This is a genomic window from Gordonia sesuvii (genome assembly GCF_036350415.1).
Taxonomy (GTDB): Bacteria; Actinomycetota; Actinomycetes; order Mycobacteriales; family Mycobacteriaceae; genus Gordonia; species Gordonia sesuvii.
In genome coordinates this window covers 180,275-198,581 of record NZ_JAZDUF010000008.1, presented here as the reverse complement: position 1 = coordinate 198,581, position 18,307 = coordinate 180,275, and the positions used below count along the sequence as shown (strand labels likewise).

Annotated in this window: 19 protein-coding genes; 12 read left to right on the top strand and 7 right to left on the bottom strand. The window is 68.3% G+C overall.

What is annotated here, in order from left to right; translation table 11 throughout:
* Positions 1-18 precede the first annotated feature (18 nt).
* The 4 genes from VZC37_RS22335 to VZC37_RS22320 all read left to right on the top strand — a co-directional run bounded on the left by VZC37_RS22335 (position 19) and on the right by VZC37_RS22320 (position 3,621).
* Positions 19-507: a hypothetical protein gene (locus VZC37_RS22335; RefSeq protein ID WP_330435919.1), complete on the top strand. Its 489-nt coding sequence runs from the start codon at positions 19-21 to the stop codon at positions 505-507.
* A gap of 146 nt (positions 508-653) precedes the next feature.
* Positions 654-1,712, top strand: a complete 1,059-nt coding sequence (locus tag VZC37_RS22330) for a threonine aldolase family protein (protein ID WP_330435917.1) — start codon at positions 654-656, stop codon at positions 1,710-1,712.
* Between the two features lie 120 nt (positions 1,713-1,832).
* A complete protein-coding gene (locus tag VZC37_RS22325; protein WP_330435915.1) occupies positions 1,833-2,717 on the top strand; it encodes a formate/nitrite transporter family protein in 885 nt (294 codons plus the stop codon).
* 25 nt (positions 2,718-2,742) lie between these two features.
* The gene (locus VZC37_RS22320; RefSeq protein WP_330435913.1) at positions 2,743-3,621 is read left to right on the top strand and encodes a siderophore-interacting protein; all 879 of its coding nucleotides are present in this window, start codon (positions 2,743-2,745) and stop codon (positions 3,619-3,621) included.
* A gap of 50 nt (positions 3,622-3,671) precedes the next feature.
* Here VZC37_RS22320 and VZC37_RS22315 read toward each other — a convergent pair whose 3' ends face one another.
* The 3 genes from VZC37_RS22315 to VZC37_RS22305 form a co-directional block, all read right to left on the bottom strand.
* Entirely contained in the window at positions 3,672-4,079 is a 408-nt protein-coding gene (locus VZC37_RS22315; protein WP_330435911.1) for a PPOX class F420-dependent oxidoreductase, read from the bottom strand.
* A 15-nt stretch (positions 4,080-4,094) separates the two neighbouring features.
* On the bottom strand, positions 4,095-4,802 hold the full coding sequence (locus tag VZC37_RS22310; RefSeq protein WP_330435909.1) for a type 1 glutamine amidotransferase domain-containing protein: 708 nt from the start codon (positions 4,800-4,802) through the stop codon (positions 4,095-4,097).
* An 84-nt stretch (positions 4,803-4,886) separates the two neighbouring features.
* Positions 4,887-5,741, bottom strand: coding sequence for a sulfurtransferase (locus tag VZC37_RS22305; protein WP_330435907.1), 855 nt, complete (start codon positions 5,739-5,741; stop codon positions 4,887-4,889).
* A gap of 170 nt (positions 5,742-5,911) precedes the next feature.
* On the opposite strand from VZC37_RS22305, the gene VZC37_RS22300 reads away from it, so the two are divergent.
* From VZC37_RS22300 to VZC37_RS22280, 5 genes are all read left to right on the top strand, one after another.
* A complete protein-coding gene (locus VZC37_RS22300; RefSeq protein WP_330435905.1) occupies positions 5,912-6,988 on the top strand; it encodes an NAD(P)H-binding protein in 1,077 nt (358 codons plus the stop codon).
* Positions 6,985-7,695, top strand: coding sequence for a type II CAAX endopeptidase family protein (locus VZC37_RS22295; protein ID WP_330435902.1), 711 nt, complete (start codon positions 6,985-6,987; stop codon positions 7,693-7,695). Before VZC37_RS22300 ends, VZC37_RS22295 begins: the two co-directional genes overlap by 4 nt.
* A gap of 273 nt (positions 7,696-7,968) precedes the next feature.
* A complete protein-coding gene (locus VZC37_RS22290; RefSeq protein WP_330435900.1) occupies positions 7,969-8,631 on the top strand; it encodes a TetR/AcrR family transcriptional regulator in 663 nt (220 codons plus the stop codon).
* Positions 8,612-9,904 carry a CoA transferase gene (locus tag VZC37_RS22285; protein ID WP_330435898.1) on the top strand — a complete coding sequence of 431 codons (1,293 nt, stop codon included), beginning with the start codon at positions 8,612-8,614 and terminating at the stop codon, positions 9,902-9,904. Before VZC37_RS22290 ends, VZC37_RS22285 begins: the two co-directional genes overlap by 20 nt.
* Positions 9,904-11,310 (top strand): amidohydrolase family protein, encoded by a 1,407-nt coding sequence (locus tag VZC37_RS22280; protein WP_330435897.1) that lies wholly within the window; start codon positions 9,904-9,906, stop codon positions 11,308-11,310. Before VZC37_RS22285 ends, VZC37_RS22280 begins: the two co-directional genes overlap by 1 nt.
* 12 nt (positions 11,311-11,322) lie before the next feature.
* Here the strand turns inward: VZC37_RS22280 and VZC37_RS22275 are convergent, their stop codons facing one another.
* Entirely contained in the window at positions 11,323-12,162 is an 840-nt protein-coding gene (locus tag VZC37_RS22275) for an MBL fold metallo-hydrolase (protein WP_330435895.1), read from the bottom strand.
* Positions 12,163-12,196: 34 nt separating this feature from the next.
* Here VZC37_RS22275 and VZC37_RS22270 point away from each other — a divergent pair, with 34 nt between their 5' ends.
* Positions 12,197-14,194 carry an alkaline phosphatase family protein gene (locus tag VZC37_RS22270; RefSeq protein WP_330435892.1) on the top strand — a complete coding sequence of 666 codons (1,998 nt, stop codon included), beginning with the start codon at positions 12,197-12,199 and terminating at the stop codon, positions 14,192-14,194.
* A 40-nt stretch (positions 14,195-14,234) separates the two neighbouring features.
* The gene (locus VZC37_RS22265) at positions 14,235-14,891 is read left to right on the top strand and encodes an O-methyltransferase (protein WP_330435890.1); all 657 of its coding nucleotides are present in this window, start codon (positions 14,235-14,237) and stop codon (positions 14,889-14,891) included.
* 10 nt (positions 14,892-14,901) lie between these two features.
* Here the strand turns inward: VZC37_RS22265 and VZC37_RS22260 are convergent, their stop codons facing one another.
* From VZC37_RS22260 to VZC37_RS22250, 3 genes are read right to left on the bottom strand one after another with little or no spacing between them, the layout of a single operon-like run.
* Entirely contained in the window at positions 14,902-15,297 is a 396-nt protein-coding gene (locus VZC37_RS22260) for a nuclear transport factor 2 family protein (RefSeq protein ID WP_330435888.1), read from the bottom strand.
* Positions 15,298-15,349: 52 nt separating this feature from the next.
* Positions 15,350-16,219, bottom strand: a complete 870-nt coding sequence (locus VZC37_RS22255) for an SDR family oxidoreductase (protein WP_330435886.1) — start codon at positions 16,217-16,219, stop codon at positions 15,350-15,352.
* Positions 16,216-16,689, bottom strand: coding sequence for a MarR family winged helix-turn-helix transcriptional regulator (locus VZC37_RS22250; RefSeq protein ID WP_330435884.1), 474 nt, complete (start codon positions 16,687-16,689; stop codon positions 16,216-16,218). Before VZC37_RS22250 ends, VZC37_RS22255 begins: the two co-directional genes overlap by 4 nt.
* A 94-nt stretch (positions 16,690-16,783) precedes the next feature.
* Between VZC37_RS22250 and VZC37_RS22245 the strand changes: the two genes are divergently transcribed.
* Positions 16,784-18,280: an MFS transporter gene (locus VZC37_RS22245; protein WP_330435882.1), complete on the top strand. Its 1,497-nt coding sequence runs from the start codon at positions 16,784-16,786 to the stop codon at positions 18,278-18,280.
* Positions 18,281-18,307: the final 27 nt, after the last annotated feature.

Below are 18,307 nucleotides of genomic sequence, written 5' to 3'. Positions count from 1 at the left end.
GATGGGCAGGGTGCGGTAATGGTCGAGCGCGGCATCCGTGCGGTCCTGATCGGCTGCGGCGTCGTCGCCTGCGGGTATGGCGGATGGCTGCTGTGGGACCTCTCGACCGCCGACAAGGTGTCGGTGGTGATCTGGCTCGTCGCCGGCCTGATCGTGCACGACGCCGTCTTCGCGCCCCTCGCGCTCGGCATCTCCTGGCTGCTGCGCGACCGGCTGCCGCTGTGGTGGAGCCGTACGCTGCTGGTCGCACTCGGACTGTCCAACGTGCTCATCGTCCTGGCGTTGCCGGTCATCCTGCCTCGGCCGCCCGACGATCAGATCGCGAACGCCACCATCCTGAACCGCGACTTCGGGCTGGGTCTCACCGTCGCGCTGCTCGTCGTCTGGGGCCTGGTCTTCGGCGTCGCGGCGTGGACCCGCCGGCGCGCCGACCCGGCGACCTGGGCCGATCCGCTGCCCGACCCTCAGCTGTTCGATGTCCACCGCGTGAGGAATCCGCGGACCTGATCGACGTCGGCCGTGGTGGCGATCCGAGCCTGCGTTCTGTCGCGCGCCGATCGTGCGTCCGCGCGTGCAGCTTCGCGCGCGAGGCCACGGTGAGCTTCGCGCGCGAGGCCACGGTGGACGCGCGACGCTCGATACACTGGGCCGCGATGTGTGCAGCAGTCAACTGGGCCGACGGCACAGCGCCGTCGAAGATGTTCGCCAGCGACAACGCGGCCGGCGCCTGCGCCGAGATCGTGGACGCGGTGGTGGCCGTCGCGGACCAGGCCCACCTCGCCTACGGCAACGACCCCGTCACGGCGACCGCCACCCGACGGGTCGCCGAGATCTTCGAGACCGATGTCGACCTGCACTGTGTGTCGACGGGTTCGGCGGCCAACTCGCTGGCGCTGTCGGCACTCGTCCGCCCATGGGGATCCATTCTGTGCCACCGCACCAGCCACATCCAGGTCGATGAGTGCGGCGGACCCGAGTTCTACACCGGCGGAGCCAAACTCGCCCTCCTCGACGGGGACGACGGCAAGATCCACCCGGGGCAGCTGCGTCGCGCGGTGGCGGACCGGGTCGGCGACGTGCACAGCGTGCAACCCCAGGTCCTCAGCATCACCCAGGCCACCGAGACCGGGTCGGTCTACACCCTCGACGAGGTCCGCGCCCTCACCTCGATCGCGCGTGAGGCCGGGCTCCGCGTCCACATGGATGGTGCCCGCTTTGCCAATGCTCTTGTCCACCTTGATCTGTCGCCGGCAGAGATGTCGTGGCGAGCAGGGGTCGACATCCTCTCGTTCGGTATCACGAAGAACGGCGGGATGACGACCGACGCCGTCGTCTGCTTCGACGTCGCGTTGGGCACCGAACTCGCCTTCCGCGCCAAACGCGCCGGTCAGCTCGCATCGAAGATGCGGTTCGAGTCCGCCCAGGTCCTGGCGTACCTGTCCAATGACGTGTGGCTGCGCAACGCACGACACGCCAACGCGATGGCACAGCGCCTGGTGACGGGACTGCGAGCCACGCCGACCGTCCGGGTCCGCGGGTCCGTCGACGCCAACCTCGTGTTCTGCGAGTTGCCCGAGCCGCTGCTGTCGGGGCTGCTCGATCGGGGATACGTGTTCCACCACGGCATCCCGGAGCCGGGCGTCGCCCGGCTCGTGACGTCGCACGCAACCACCGCCGACGACGTGGACGAATTGCTCGCCGCGTTGGGCTGAGTCACCGCGCTGGACTGAGTCACCGCGGCTGCCGCGCCCCACCTTTCGTGCTCGCAAAGGGTCGGCGACGAGTGAGGTCGATAGCTCACACCGCCGCCGCCGATGTGTCACCGTTAGATCATGAGCAGCCAAGAGTTCGATACGAACAAGCTGTTTCCCGGCAAGTTCTTCATCAGCACGGCACTCGAGGTACTCGAGTCCAAGGAGCGGATGACGGGGCGCCTGCGTCGCCGTTTCATCCAGCGCGCCGCGATGGCCGGCATCATCATCGGAATCTTCTACCTCATCAACTACACGATCGTCGGCGCCTTCGACTCGATGGGTGACACCCCGGATCAGTTGCACGTGATCGGCAAGATGATCGGTGCGGCGACATTCGGGTGGGCACTGGTCTTCATCTACTACACGAAGTCCGAACTGCTCACCTCGAACATGATGATCGTGTCCATCGGTATCTACTACCGCAGGATCACCGCGATGAAGTTCGTGCGAATCCTCGGCTTCTGCTACCTCGGCAACATCATCGGCGGGCTGCTGATCGCCGTGTTGCTGTGGGGCACCACGTTGATCCACGGCTCGGTGCTCGAAGCGATGAACCATTCTGTCGACGTCAAGCTCGGCTATCTGTCCGAGGGTGTCACCGGCTGGCTGGACCTCTTCATCCGCGCGATCCTGTGCAATCTGATGATCAACATCGCGATGCTGCTCGTGTACAACGGCTACCTGAAAGAGGACATCGCGAAATGTCTCGCGATGATCGTCTCGGTGTTCGTCTTCGCCTTCCTCGACTTCGAACACTCGGTGGCCAACACCGTCCTGTTCATGATGGTCGGGCTCGAGGAGGGGATCGCGGTGGGGCCGGCGCTCGGGAACCTCGGGATCGTGTTGCTGGGCAACTTCGTGGGCGGCGGCATACTCATCGGCTTCTACTACGCGTGGGTCAACGACGAACGGGACACCCACCTGCCCTCGCTACGCCGCCACCGTGACTCCGGGCGGGGCTGACGACAAGGCGTAGGGTGGCCCTGCCATGGGTCATTCCTTCGCTCACGTCATCGACGCAACCGACCTCAACCCGCGCCTGCGCCGCATCCGGCTGGAAGTGCCCGACCTGGACGCACTGGGTCTGCACGGCGCTCCCGACGACGCCGTCGGCATCTATTTTCCCGCAGCCGATCAGTCGTCTCCGCCTCCGATGGAGCACCGCGACGGCGTGTGGGGCTACCACGATCCGGCCACGGCGCCCGACGCACGGTCGTACTCGATCCGGACCGTCGACCACCCCGCCCGGACGATCGACGTCGACTTCGTCGTCCACGCCCGCGGACCCGCCACGTCCTGGGCGCAGCGTGCGCGTCCCGGCGACGGCGTGATGTTGACCCACCCGCGCGGCTGGTATCGCCCGCCACCGGCGACCGACTGGTGCCTGTTGGCCGCCGACCTCGCCGGGCTGCCCGCACTCGCCCGGATTCTGGAGGACCGGACGGAGTCGACCGCCGCGATCGCCGTCGTCGAGGTGGTCGACCGCACCGACCTCGACTATCTGACGGACACGACCGGTACCGACGTGATCCCGGTGGTCGGCTCTGGAAACGGTTTCGGTCCCAGCGCACTCGCCACGACGATCCGCGGACTCGACTTACCACCCGGTCAGGGCTATTGCTGGTTCGCCGGTGAAGCGGCGGAGTCCCGGGCGGTGCGAAAGTATCTACGCCATGAACATCGTTGGGGCCGCGACCATTACGACATCATCGGGTACTGGCGGGCCGACGGCGACGAGTGGTCACGCCGCTACGCCCAGCACGGCGAGGAGCTGTTCGCCGTCTATCAGCGAGCCATCGCCGACGGGCTCGGCGAGAAAGCGGCCGCGGAGGCGTTCGACGAGGAGTTGGAGCGGCGCGGTCTGTGACGGCCGCGCCGACTCCTCGCCCTACCTGACGCCGCCCTACCTGACGCCCCTCAGCCGGACGCCTGGTCGTTGTCCTTGAGCGCACCCCAGCCGAACCAGCGCTCCACCTCGACGAGGGCGGTGGTGCGCGGCCGTACCCGGTCCGGGTAGGGGCTACCCCCGTAATGCCTTGACAGGCGGTCGATGTCGGCGAGTCCGTCGTCGTCGCGGAACTCGGTGACCCGGCCGATCAGCGTCACCTGCGTGTACCAGCTGTCGCTGTCGAGGACGGTCAGGGTGACGCGCGGGTCCCGCTGCAGATGGCCCAGTCGCACCCGGCCGTTGTCCATGCTGAGCAGGATCTGCTCGCCGTCGAGCAGATACCAGGTGGCCGCCGACACGGGTGCGCCGTCCGCGCGCAACGTGGCCATCACGCACGGATTCGGCTTGGCCAGCATCTCTTTCACGGCGTCGGGCAACCGGGGGCGTGGACATCAGGAGGCCTTTCCGAGTCGCTCGACGACGGCGCGGGCCAGGTCCGCGGACGACGCGGGGTTCTGTCCCGTATACAGGTTGCGGTCCGTGCAGACGTTCGGTGCCCACGCATCGCCGACGGTGACGGTGAACCCGGCGTCGGAGAGACGGTCCTGCAGCAGCCAGGGCGCCTTGTCGGCGAGTCCGGCCTGCTGTTCCTCCGTGTTGGAGAAGCCGGTCACGGTGTGGCCGGCGAACACGTTGCGGCCGCCCGCATCGACGGCGGACAGCAGCGCCGCCGGCCCATGGCAGACGACGCCGAGCGGGATGTCGGCGCTGTTGGCCGCGGTCAGGATGGCCCCGGCCTGCGGATCGGTCGCGAGGTCCTCCATCGGGCCGTGGCCGCCGGGCACGAACACTGCGTCGAAGTCGTCGACCTTCACGTCCGCCAGCGCGATCGGGTTCGCGAATTCCTTTGCGGTGTCGACAACCTCGCGGATGTGCGCCGATTTGTCCGCCGATCCGGTGCTTTCGGGGGTCAGGCTGCCGTCGTCAACCGGGGGACGCACACCGCCGGGGGTGGCGACCGTCACGGTGAAACCGGCGTCGGTGAAGATCTCGAGTGGTGTCACGGCTTCCTCGGCCCAGAAGCCGGTGGGATGTCGGGTCCCGTCGTTGAGGGTCCAGTGGTCGGCTCCGGTCATCAGGAAGAGCACGTGGCGTGCCATGTCAGCCTCCTTCTTCATCGGCGATCTGTCCGTCGATGATGGTCGGTCTCTCATCCCCCGCACCAACGCTACCGACGGCTCCTGTCATCCACGCTTGCTGTCATCCGGACCTGAACCGGTCTCGGCCGGCCGCGCGGGATCGGCCGACCATTGCGACCACGAACCCGGGAACAGCGCACCGCGGAACCCGGCGAGTTCCAGTGCGGCGACCTGGTGGGCGGCGTTCACGCCGGAACCGCAGTACGTGATGGGCACGTCGTCGTCGGTGACACCGATTTCGGTGAATCGTCGCCGCAGAGCATCCGGAGCCAGGAACGTCCCGTCGGGCCGGAGGTTCTCGGCGGTCGGTGCGCTGATCGCGCCGGGTATGTGACCCGCGCGTGGGTCGACGGGTTCCACCTCGCCGCGGTATCGCTGAGCTGCGCGAGCGTCGAGCAGTGCCGTCGATGTGGCCGCGACGTCGTCGATGTCGACGACCGGCATGTGTCCCCCGGTCAGGGTGACGGTGCCGGGTCGTGGTGTCGCGTCCCCCGACGACACCCGCAGACCCGCGTCGCGCCACGCGCCGAGACCGCCGTCGAGCAGGTGCACGTCGGTGAGCCCACCCCACCGCAACAGCCACCACGCCCGCGCGGACGCCAGATTCCCGATGTCGTCGTAGACCACCACCAACGAGTCGTCATCGATCCCCCATCGCCGCGCCGCAACCTGAAGATCGGCGAGGTCGGGAAGCGGATGGCGCCCCCGAGCCGGGGTGGGCGGTGCGGCGAGTTCACGGTCGAGGTCCACGAACACCGCACCCGGGACGTGACCCGCCCGGTAGTGCTCGTGGCCGTGGGGGTCCCCGAGTTGCCACCGGACATCGAGGATGACCGGCGGCCGGTCGGACAACATCGCCTCGGTGAGGTCGTCGACGCGTATGACCATGCTTTCGATCATGTCACCGCTCCCGATCATGTCACCGCTCCCGACACAGCCCACCGCCGTGACCCGACCGTGATCGTCGTCGCAATCCGGTTGCACAGTGCCGTCCACGGGGTACACGACCGAACGGCGCCTCGTAGCGTCGAGGTCATGGCCACGCCACATCTGTGCTCGAGGGGATCCCGATGAGATTGTTCGTCACCGGGGCGACCGGATACGTCGGATCGCGGCTGGTGTGCGCCCTGCTGGCGGCCGGCCACGACGTTGTCGTCACGAGCCGACAGCCGGAGACGCTGCGACGTTTCAGCTGGTACGACGCCGTGACCGCCGTCGCGATGGACGCCGACGATCCAGCGTCAGCGCACGACGCCGTGCAGTCGGCCGGACCGGTCGATGTCCTGTATTACCTGGTCCACGGAATCGGACAGGACGACTTCGACGACGCCGACGTGCGGGCCGCGAACAACGTCGCGCTCGCCGCACGCGACGCCTCGGTGGGCCGGATCGTGTATCTCGGCGGCTTCGTCCCCGACGTCGATCGGAGCCGGCTGTCCGCGCATCTGCGGAGCCGGGCCGACGCCGCCGACGCCCTGAACATCCCCGGCGGCCCGGAGCTGGTGTGGCTGCGCGCAGCGGTGATCCTGGGCGCCGGATCGACATCCTTCGAGATCATCCGCTACGTCGCCGACCGCCTCGCGGTGATCCCCGAACCCAGCTGGACGCGCAACCCGATGGACCCGATCTCCATTCGCGACGTGATCCACTATCTGTCTGCGGTGGCCGACCCGGGCTTTCCCGCCGGCGCCTACGACATCGCCGGACCCGATGTCGGGGTGCGCTACGGGGAGGTCCTGGCGGAATATCTCCGGGCCATCGGGCAACCGCGGCTCCGCCTGCCCATGCCGTATGTGAGCACCCGTCTGGTCGGGAAGGTCGCGGGCCGGATCGTCCCGGTTCCGACGTCGCTCACCGAAGACCTGGTGACCTCGCTCAATCAGCCCATGGCCGCCTCGGAACACACGATCAGAGAACTCATTCCCGCGCTGCCAGGTGGGCTAACGCCGATGGACAAGGCGATCGCGGCATCCGTCTCGACACCCGCGCCACGACCGGTGTGCGACCTTGCCAACCTGCACCATCTCGCCGACTCCGACCCGGCGTGGGCGGGCGGTGACCTGATGCGGGTGCGGCGGATCGTCGGTTCGACACTGTCGTCGACAGGCCAGTTGGCCCGAAGCATGGTATCCCTGCTGACAGGATGACCTCGGACCTCGCCACCATCGCGCAACGACTCACGGCACCGGCGCCCGCCACCCGGCTCGACACACCGGACGGGGTGCGGCGCCGGCGGGTCGTCGTCGGCGTGTTCCTGGTGATCGGGGCCGTCATCCTGGGGTTCTCGCTGTCCGCGGAACCCGGAGCGGCGTCATTTGTGCCGATGACGGTCGGGCTGGCTGCCACCTGGCTGATCGGCGGGTTCCTGTCCGGTCCGATCCACCTCGGCGGCTTCGGGTGGCGCAGCGGCGGTTCGGCCTCGGTCGGTGGCGCGACGGTCCTCGGCCTGGTGGTGGGCCTTGCGGTCGGCGCAGCGTTCGTCGTCGGGGCGCTGATCACCCGCGAGATCCCGGCGCTCGCCTCACTGGTCAGCGAGGTCCTGGCGTTCCGCGACGAGGGCAGTCTGATCCTGATCACCGCCATCACCCTCGGCAACGGCCTGGCCGAGGAGATCTTCTTCCGCGGCGCGGTCTATTCGGCGGTGCAGAAGCATCGCCCGATGATCTGGTCGACGGTGCTGTACGCGCTGGTCACCCTGGCCAGCGGAAACGTCATGTTGGGCTTCGCCGCAGTGATCCTCGGCTCCGTGTGTGCCGTGCTGCGCCGATCCACGGACGGGGTGCTCGCCCCGATCTGCACGCACGTGGTCTGGGGTGCGATCGTGCTGTTCTGCCTGCCCCCCATCTTCGGCTGACGGAATCCTCCCGTCGACTGGGCGCCACTTCCCGTCGACTGGGCGCCACTTCCCGTCGACTGGGTGCCACTTTCCGTCGACTGGGTGCCACTTCTCGTCGACTGGGTGCCACTTCTCGTCGACTGGGTGCCACTTTCCGTCGAGTGGGTGCCACTTCCCGTCGACTGGGCGCCGACGTCGCGTGTCGCGGCCGTACCCGCATCACGGTCGCGGCCATAGACTGTCCTGGCGACCGCGATGCTTTCGCCGAGAGCTGACGAGGAGGACGACTGAGTGACCACCGACTTCGGGGATCTCTGGCCGGCGGACGACGCACGCACCCAGATCGCCGGCGCGTCGGACACGGCCACCGAGGAACGCCTCCTCGAGGCCACCGACCGCCTGGTCGGCCAGGTCGGTGTCCGCAGGCTGAGCATGTCCGATGTGGCGCGGGCCGCCGGGGTGTCCCGGGGAACGCTGTATCGCTACTTCGAGTCGCGCGAGATCCTGCTGGAGGCGCTACGCCTGCGCACCACCGAGCGGTTCTTCGACGGCATCGCCACAGCGATCGCCCCGCTTCCGACGCTGTCCGCTCAGATCGGCGCCTTCAGCGACATCATCGTCGCCACGATCAACCAGACCGGCGACCGCTGCGCCGACCGGCACGGCGCGGAGACCAACTCCGCCGCGATGATCCACATCCTCGGTGCCCACGGCGCCGAAGCCGTCTGTGCCACCGCCGGATTCCTCCGGCCATACGTGGCGTCCGCGCGCGACCGCGGCGAGATCTCGGCCACCACGGACGTCGACGACGCGAGTTCGTGGCTGGCCCGAATCCTGACCTCCTTCACCACGTTTGCTGCACTGTCCACCCCCGGCGGGGATGCCCGGAGCCTGAGCTCACTGGTGGAACGCTACGCAGTCGCGGGTCTGATCGGTGCGCCGCAACCGAAATGACGCGGCCGCCATCGTCGACCGATGGCTGGCGCCGTGGCCGACCCTGCCGCACTTGGCGGGCCGGGAACCCTCCTGCCCGATGCTCGCCTGGGCAGCGTGCGGCGGGATGGCGCTGACCGGTTTCGCCGACGAGGCGCCGGTACTGTCACCGGCCGCGGCGATCGGTCTGCTCGCGCAGTCGCTGCACCGACTGCGCGACCTCACCGAATCCTGTGGTGCCCCTGTTGATCTCGACGTCGAAACAGTGATCGGCGCCCGGGCCGCGTTGCGTGGTTTCCATCGGCAAGGCGACGTTTCCGCGGGCGGGCTGACCCGCCTACTGCGGGCCGCCGACGGCTGGGTCGCCCTGGCCCTGCCCCGCGACGACGACGTCGCCTCGGTGCCGGCCATCATCGGCGATGCCGGAACCGGCGATCCCTGGCGTGACGTGACGGAGTTCGCCGCACGGACGGCTGCGCGGGACGTCGTCGACCGGGCCCAGCTGTTGGGCGTCGCGTCCGCGGTCGTCCCACCACCGGGCACGATGACGGATGCGGCACCGTTCGAGGTGTCCCGCATCGCAGAACCTGCCACCGATCTCAGCCTGACCGAAGCCACGGTGGTGGACTTCTCGTCGCTGTGGGCGGGTCCGCTGTGCGGGCACATCCTGACCCGCGCCGGAGCGCAGGTGATCAAGGTCGAGAGCACGTCGCGCCCCGACGGCGCACGGGTCGGCGATCCCGACTTCTTCGCGTGGCTCCACCGCGATCAGCAGTTCCGCCGTATCGACTTCGCGTCGACGTCGGGCCGCACAGAGCTCGCCGACCTCGTCGCCACTGCCGACATCGTCATCGAAGCATCCCGCCCACGCGCGCTCGAGAACCTCGGGGTCGCACCCCATCAGGTGACCCACCGACCCGGCCGTATCTGGGTGTCCATCACCGGCGGTGGCCGACAGCGCCCCATGCAGGTCGATTTCGGCGACGACGCCGCTGCCGGCGGCGGCCTGGTGGGGTGGACCGACCACGGGCCGGTGTTCTGCGCCGACGCCATCGCCGATCCGCTGTCCGGGGTGTCCGCGGCACTGGCGGTCGCCGCATCGGCCCGATCCGGGGGCGGCCACCTGATCGACGTGTCCATGACGAACACCGCAGCCGCGTTCGCCGCGACCGAGAACGACTGCCCCGGAGAACATCACGTGATCACCGACGGACCGGGCTGGTCGGTGTCGTGCTCCTTTGAGAACAGCACCCAGCCGGTGCTAGCTCCCCGACCACCAACGGCACCGTACTGATGGACAATTCCCTACTGATCCGCAATGCCACACTCTCCGACGGTCGGGTCGTCGACATCCGGTGCAGCGCAGGGCGGATCGACGAGATCGGCGCATCACTAGGGCGACGCCTCGACGAGGACGACATCGACGTCGGCACTGGCCGCGTTCTGCCGGGACTCCACGACCACCACATCCACCTGCGCTCCCTCGCGGCGACCGCGCATTCGATCCGGCTCGGACCGCCCACCGTGCCCGACGCCGCCGCGCTCCGCCGGGTCCTGGCCGGTGCGGCGCAGGCGGCGCCTTCGGGAACGTGGCTGCGCGCGTTCGGCTATCACGAGTCCGTGGCCGGACCGCTGACGCGGGACGAGCTCGACGAGCTGGTGCCCAACCATCCGATCCGGGTGCAGCACCGTTCCGGCGCGCTGTGGATGCTGAACTCGCCGGCCTGCCGCGCGGCCGGTGTCGACGAGTGCACATCGCCGGGAGTCGAGCGTGACGCCACCGGCCGCGCCGTCGGCCGGCTGTGGCGGATGGACTCGTGGCTCGGGGACGCCGTGCCCTCCACCCCTCCCGATCTGGGCGAGGTCTGTCGTCGCGCTGCCGTCCGTGGCGTCACGGGATTCACCGACGCCACACCGGATCTCACACAGGCCGCGATCGAGGACCTGGCCGGAGTCGTCGAATCCGGCCAGATCCGCCAACGCGTGCACTGCATGGCGCGCCCGACAATCACCGCACCCACGGTGCCCGCCGCGACCGGGCGATTCACCCTAGGCCCCACCAAGATCCTCCTCGACGACGACCGGCTGCCCGACCTCGACGAGTTCGTCGGCATCATCCGCGAAGCGCACCGCGTCGGCAGACCTGTTGCCGTGCATTGCGTGACCCGTGTGCAGCTCATCTTGACCATGGCGGCCCTCGACACCGCCGGCGTGATCGACGGCGACCGGGTCGAGCACGGCGCGATCATCCCGCCCGAGTGTTTCGACTGGCTTCGAGAGCACCGGATCACGGTGATCACCCAACCCAACTTCCCGCTCGAGCGCGCCGACCAGTACGCGGCCGAGGTGCCACCCACCGAGACGCCCGACCTGTGGCGACTGGGCACTCTGCGCGACGCCGGTGTCGCCGTCGCGGCCGGCACCGACGCCCCCTTCGGGGATCCTGACCCGTGGAAGGCGATTCACGCGGCCGCCGTCGACCATTCGGGCCGCGACCCACGCGAGAAAGTCGGCGTCGACGTGGCCCTCGGCATGTTCGCAGGAACCGGCGACGACCCCCTCACCACTCGCCGCATCGAACCCGGCGCGGTCGCCGACCTCGCCGTGGTCCGCGGCGAGATCGACAGTGTCCGAAACGATCCCGACTCCGTCGAGGTCGCCGCCACCGTGGTCGGTGGCGTGCCCATCCACCTCGGGTGAATCGCATGCGATTCAGACCGCACCCAGACCGATCGTCTCTCCCGGATGGAGTTCGGTGGCCGTCACGCCGTCCCGGTCCAGCAGCGACACGAACTCGGCCCCCGGCCGGTAGAACCGATCGGGCCGGATCCGGTCGAACCCGATCGGCCACAGAGTGCCGAAATGAATGGGTACGGCGAGCGTGGCACCGACGATCCCGGCGGCCTCCGCGGCGCGATCGGGAGTCATGTGCCCGGGACCCAGATTGGGCCCCCAACCACCGACCGGCAGCAACGCGAGATCGCACTCGGACACCCAGTTCCCGAGATCGGGATAGAGATCGGTGTCGCCGGCGAAGTACGTCGTCAGCTCACCGGCGATCACATAGCCGAGCGCCGACGTGTCGAACGGTCCACGGCGCCAACGCCTCCCGTCATGGTCGGCGGGGACGGCGCGGATTACGAGATCGCCGATCTCCACCTCGTCGCCCGCGGTCACCTCGATGAGCCGCCCGCCCACCGCCTTCAATGCGGGGAACACATCGGGTGCCCGCCGGGGCACGACGATCGGGACGTCGGCGGAGATCATCCGCAGCGACGGCAGGTGCGTGTGGTCGGCGTGCAGGTGGGACAGCAGCACGACGTCGGGCTCACGGATCGCGGGGTCGGTGGGCGTCGGGCCGCGGCGGCGACGCAGATGTGCGACTCGTGCGGTGAGGATCGGGTCGGTCAGGACCGTCGTCGCACCGTCGGTGATCAGCGTGCTCGCATGGCCGAGCCAGCGCACCCGCGAACGCCGATCCCCTGATTCGCCGCCGGCGTCACCGTCGCCCGCGTCATCAGCCTCCGCGTCATCATCCTCTCGGCCCGTCATGCCACTACGATCGCAAAGCAACCGAAAGGACGCCATGCGCAGCACCACCCGAGTCGTCGGCATCGCCGTCGAACTCCTCGTTTTGTGGCTGACCACCGCACTCGCCCTGCTGGTTCTCGACGCCGTCTTCGGCGGGGTCACCCTCGACACGGTCACGGTGTCCGGGCGGGCCACCAATCTGCCGGCCGCGCTGGCGCTGGCGCTGGTCTTCGGCCTGCTCAATGCGATCCTGTGGCCGCTGGTGGTGCGGGCGATGTCGTGGATCGGTCCGATCGTGCTGTTTCTGTCGGTCTTCGTCGCAGGCGGCCTGTTGTTGATGCTGTCGCTGCTGCTGGTGCCGGTTGCCACCGTCGACCGCACCTTCGACCTGTTCGTGATGGCCGCTCTGCTGTCGCTGTTCACCTCGGCGGTCGGCGGTGTGATCGCATCCCGGTCGGACACCTCCTACCGGCTGATGCAGGTGCGGCGGCAGCGGTTTCGGCGGCGCCGGACGCCGTCGGCGGACGCCGGCCCCGGCCTGCTGTGTCTGCAGATCGACGGACTCGGCCACGGCGTGTTGCGGCGCGCCATCGCCGACGGCGTCACCCCGACCATCGCGAAGCTCGTCCGCGAAACCCATCGACTCACACCCTGGCACACCGATTGGAGCAGCCAGACCGGCGCGTCGCAGCTCGGTATTCTGCACGGCAGCAATCACAACGTTCCGGCGTTCCGCTGGTACGACAAGACGACCGGAACCATCGCGGTGTTCAGCAATCCCCGCGACAACGAGCAACGCGAGGCCGAACGTGCCGACCGACCGGGACTACTTGCCTTCGACGGCGCCAGCCGCGGCAATCTGTTCACCGGCGGTGCCGACGACAACGTCCTCGTGGTGTCCCGGATGCGGGGAGCCCGTCTCGGCGGTGGTGCGGGCTACGCGTCGTACTTCTTCGACTTGTCCAGCGCGCTGCGCACCGTCGCACGGATGATCGCCGAGATCCAGCGTGAGCTGCGCCAGGCACTACACCAGCGACGCCGCGACATCCGGCCCCGGGTTTCACGCGGCGGCGTCTACCCCTTCGTACGCGCGTTCACCACGGTGGTCGCCACCGACATCACGGTCGCCGCGGTGGTGCGCGATCTGATCAACGGCCGCAGCATCATCTACGCCGACCTGATCGGTTATGACGAGGTGTCACATCATTCCGGTATCTCGCGACCGGAAACCCTTGCGGTACTGACGAAGATCGACGAGACGATCCGGCTTCTGCTGGCCACCGTCGAGCAGGCCGACCGCGACTACCATGTCGTGCTGCTCTCCGATCACGGACAAAGCCAGGGCGCCACGTTCAGTCGCCGCTATGGGGAGACACTCGGCCAGGTGGTGGATCGGCTCTGCGGTGACCCCGACCGACCGCCCGCCGAGGATCTCTCCGCCCAGAGTGACACCGAGGGCCGGTTGTACGCCTCGGCCAGCATCGGGTCGGCCGCGGACACCGACGAGATCGTCCCGCCGTCGGACCGCCCGGTGGTGCTGGGGTCGGGCAACCTCGGCCTGATCAGCTTTCCGCACATCGCCGGCCGCGCCGACACCACCGCCATCGACGAGGCCTATCCGGGCTTGCTCGACGGTCTCCGCAGCCACCCCGGCATCGGATTTCTGCTGGTGTCGCAGCCAGACGGCGGTTCGGTGGTTCTCGGCGCGAACGGTACCGTCGACGTGGCGACCGGTTCGGTGACCGGCACCGACCCGTTGGCACACTTCGGCGACGATGCGCTCGAGAAGATCCGGCGGACCGACACCTTCGACAACGTCGCCGACATCATGGTCGGCGGTGCGTACTGGCCGGAGACCGACGAGGTGGCCGCCTTCGAGGAGCAGGTAGGGTCGCACGGCGGGATGGGCGGACCGCAGAGCACCCCGTTCCTGCTGTTCCCGGTCGTGCTGCCGCACCCTCCGCAGCCGCTGTTCGGCGCCGAATCGGTCCACCGGGTGTTGGCCGACTGGCGTGATCTTCGTGCCGACGAGGTTCCTGTCGCGTCACCCTGAACCACAGTGAGTGCACAGCAATCGCCAGTAGCGTGAGTAGATGACCTCCACCCTGGACACCGAACCCGTCGCCGGCTTGATCGCCGAACTCTACGAGCGCGCGGCGGCGGTACCCCGCCCGGGTCCGACGACCGCATCCGGTCCGTCGGACCCGCCACGCAGCGCAGCCGAGCAGGCGAAGGCCGCCGAGGACCGCTACATGCCGATCAGCCCGGACTCCGGCCGGCTGATGTACTCACTGATTCGGGCCGCACGCCCGCACACGCTGGTCGAATTCGGTATGTCCTACGGTATTTCGACGCTGCACCTGGCAGCGGCGGTGCGCGACAACGGGGTCGGTCACCTCTACACGACCGAACTCAGCGAGAAGAAGATCGCCGCCGCACAGCACACGTTCGCCGACGCCGGTCTGGCCGATGTCGTGACCATCCTCGACGGCGACGCACTCGAAACCCTCCGAACCGTCGACGGCGAGATCGGTTTCGTGCTGTTCGACGGCTGGAAGGATCTGTACCTCCCGGTGCTGGAACTGCTCGAACCCCGCCTGTCGACCGGCTGCCTGCTGATCGCCGATAACACCGAAAGCCCTGGTGCGGCACCGTATCTGGAGCGGGTACGGCTACCGGCCAACGGCTACACCAGCGTCAACTTCCCCGGCAAGGAAGCAGACACCATGGAGCTGTCCTGCCGGGTGTGACCGACATCGATCACGCGTTGCGCGAGGCCATGTCGACGATCGAGTCGAACCGCGCACCCATTTCGCGGGCCAACGCCTCGGCGGCACGCAACGGGCGCACCATCACCATGAAGTCGACGATCTTGCCGTCGTCGTCGAACCGGAGGAAGTCGCAGCCGGTGATGGCCAGACCGTCGACGGTCGCCTCGAACACCAGCGCGTGGTCGGCCGCACCCTGGGCACCGATCTCACGGACATAGTGGAAGCCCTCGAACACCTCGACCACTGTTCGCAGAATCGCAGCCGTAATCGCCTTGCCCTCATACGGTTTGAATGCGACCGGGCTCCGGAAGACCACATCGTCGGCGAGCATCTCCTCCACCGCATCCATGTCTCGTGCCTCGATGGCCTGCCGGAAGGTGGACATGCCAGATCCTCTCGTCGTCTCCTGTGCGGTCGTGCCACGTCGTCAGCACTGATCAATACCGGGCGACGCGACCATCCCGAGGTGCACGGTACATCGTCCACAACATGTGCGGAACGGACCGCAGCGGCAGTCGCCGCGGCCACGCATCCGGCCGAAGCAGGGCGTCGGTGCCGCCATCGATCATGATCACACCGCCCACGAGGAAATCCGCACTCGGCGACAGCATCAGGGCGATCCAGTCGGCGAACTGACCCGGAGTGCCGTACTGCCGGATCGGGACCGGGAACGATCGCACCTGCTTGCCTGTGTCGCTGTCGAGTTGGGCACGTAGCAGCGGGGTCAGCACCGGTCCGGGCGCGATCACGTTCAATCGGATGCCCGCGCCCGCCCACTCGTCGGCGACCGCATGCTCCCGGCACCACATGCTGACCGCCAGCTTCGACGCGGCGTAGGCGACGGGCGCCGACAGACCGATGCGCCGACGGATCTGGCGGACCGCGCGATCGAGGTCGCCGTCGCGAAGTCGTCGTACCGCGCGGCGCGGGACGAGCGGGGTCGTCGTGGTCGAGTTGGAGCCGATCACCACCACCTTGGCGTTGCCGGTCGCAGCCAACGCAGACCGCAGACCTTCGAGGAGGTCGGTGACCCCCAGGACATTGACCTCGGCGATCAGACGTTCCCGGCCTTTGGCGGGCCCGAGCCCTGCCGCGAGCACCGCGCCGTCGAGCCGACCGCCGGATCGCTCGAGCACGGCCGCGACCGCTTCACGCCGGCCGGACTCCGACGACAGGTCCGCGATGATCTCGGCGTCGCGCAGATCCACACCGATGACGGTGTGACCGTCGGTTCGCAGCCGGTCGGCGACCGCCTGCCCAATCCCGGAAGCGGACCCGCTGACCACGTAGGTCCCTGCGGCAGTCACCGCTGAGCGGATTCGTGTTGGCGCGTGTACGTCCGTTCGTAGGCGTCGTTGAACGCCCGCAGCTCGTGCAGCAACGCCTCCGGCGTGCCCGGGTTGAGATCGGCGAACACCCGCTCGAGTCGCTCGGCGCGCAGGCGTGAATCGTGTTCGAAGGCCTCGACACCCGCGACGGTGCGCTGGATGAGCCTGCTGGCTTGACCTTCGACCTCGAAACGCTCGAGGTACCCGTGTTTGATCGCCGCGTTCACCTGCCGGTTCACGGTCGACTGCTCCAGATCGAGTTCTTCACCGAGGTCTCGCAGAGTGCGCGGGCGGCCGTCGGAGAGCGTCCACAGGATCGCGAACGCCGACGCCTCGAGCGTCGCGCCGGGATAGAGGTGCGTCTTGCGTCGGCTCATCCGGAGCAGTTCGTCGACCAGTTCCCGATACAACGGTGAAGTCCAGACCGAGTCGTCACCGGCAGGTGGCATCCCCACATCCTCCCTGTTCGATACAGGCAATCTACCCACGAGTTGGCGTGTGCATCATACATATGTACGCTACACACAGCGAGAAGGGAGTTCTATGAGCACGTCGCAGTCCGGCGACCGACACACCGACCAGGTGGATGCCGAGTTGACCGACGACAGCCACACCGGTGCCGCCGTCGCCGTGGTGGCCGTGTTGTGTTTCGGCGGCCTGGTCGCATCACTGATGCAGACCCTGGTCATTCCGATCCAGCCCGAACTCCCGCATCTGCTGAACACCTCGATCTCCAACGCATCGTGGATCGTCACCGCGACCTTGCTGGCAGCTGCCGTCGCCATGCCGATCGCCGGACGGCTCGGAGACATGTTCGGCAAGCAGCGGATCATGCTCGTCAGCGCTGCCCTGCTCGTGATCGGTTCGCTGATCTGCGCGCTCGGCGGCTCGCTGATCCCGATGATCATCGGTCGCGCCGTGCAGGGACTGGCGATGGGTTTCATCCCGGTCGGCATCAGTCTCATGCGCGAGGTGACCCCGCCGCGCTTGACGTCGATGGCGGTCGCCGCGATGAGCGCGACCCTCGGTGTGGGCGGCGCGATCGGGCTGCCCCTCTCGGCCTGGGTTGCCCAGGAGTTCGACTGGCGCGCGCTGTTCTGGTTGTCCGCCGGCCTCGCCGTGATCGTCACCGTGCTGGTGGCACTGCTGGTGCCGCACGTCGATGACAGCCACGGCGGACACTTCGACGTCGTCGGCGCGATCGGCCTGGCCCTGGGCCTGTCCGGCGTCCTGATCGCCGTCTCGAAGGGCAACGATTGGGGGTGGGGCACCGCCACCACGCTGGGCCTGCTGTTCGGCGGACTCGTCGTGCTGCTCCTGTGGGGCGTGTACGAACTGCGCCATGCCGATCCGCTGGTCGACCTGCGCACCACCGCGCGCCCCGCGGTGCTGCTGACCAACATCGCCGCGATCGCGATCGGCTTCGGCATGATGGCGCAGGCGATCGTGGTGCCCCAACTCCTGGAGATCCCGGAAGCGATGGGCGGCATGGGCCAGACCCTGCTGGCCGCCGGCCTGTGGATGGCGCCCGGTGGTCTGATGATGATGCTGTTCGCCCCGGTGTCGGGCACCCTGATCAACAAGATCGGCGCAAAGTTCACCATGGCGATCGGTGCGAGCGTGCTCGGCCTGGGCTACCTCGGGGCGTTCCTGTTGATGAATGCGCCGTGGCAGTTGGCGGTCGCCTCCGTGATCTGTTCGGCCGGTGTGGGAATCGGATACGCCGCCATGCCCACGTTGATCATGAACGCCGTGCCGATGCACGAGGCCGGTGCCGCCGTCGGACTCAACGGTCTGATGCGCTCGATCGGTACCACCACCGCGTCGGCGGTGATGGCCCTGGTCCTGACCAGTTCGACCGTCACCTATGGGTCCGTCGAGGTGCCCGGCGAGTCGGCATTCAAGTGGTGCTTCCTGATCGGCGCGATCGCCGCCTTCGTCGGCGTGGCCATCACGATGGCGATCCCGGTGGCGCGCAAGAGGAAAGCCGAACGCGAGGCGGCGCCGGCCGACAGTGAGGCCGTCACCGCGGCGTCCTGAGCACACTGGGTACACCACGAGCGGCTG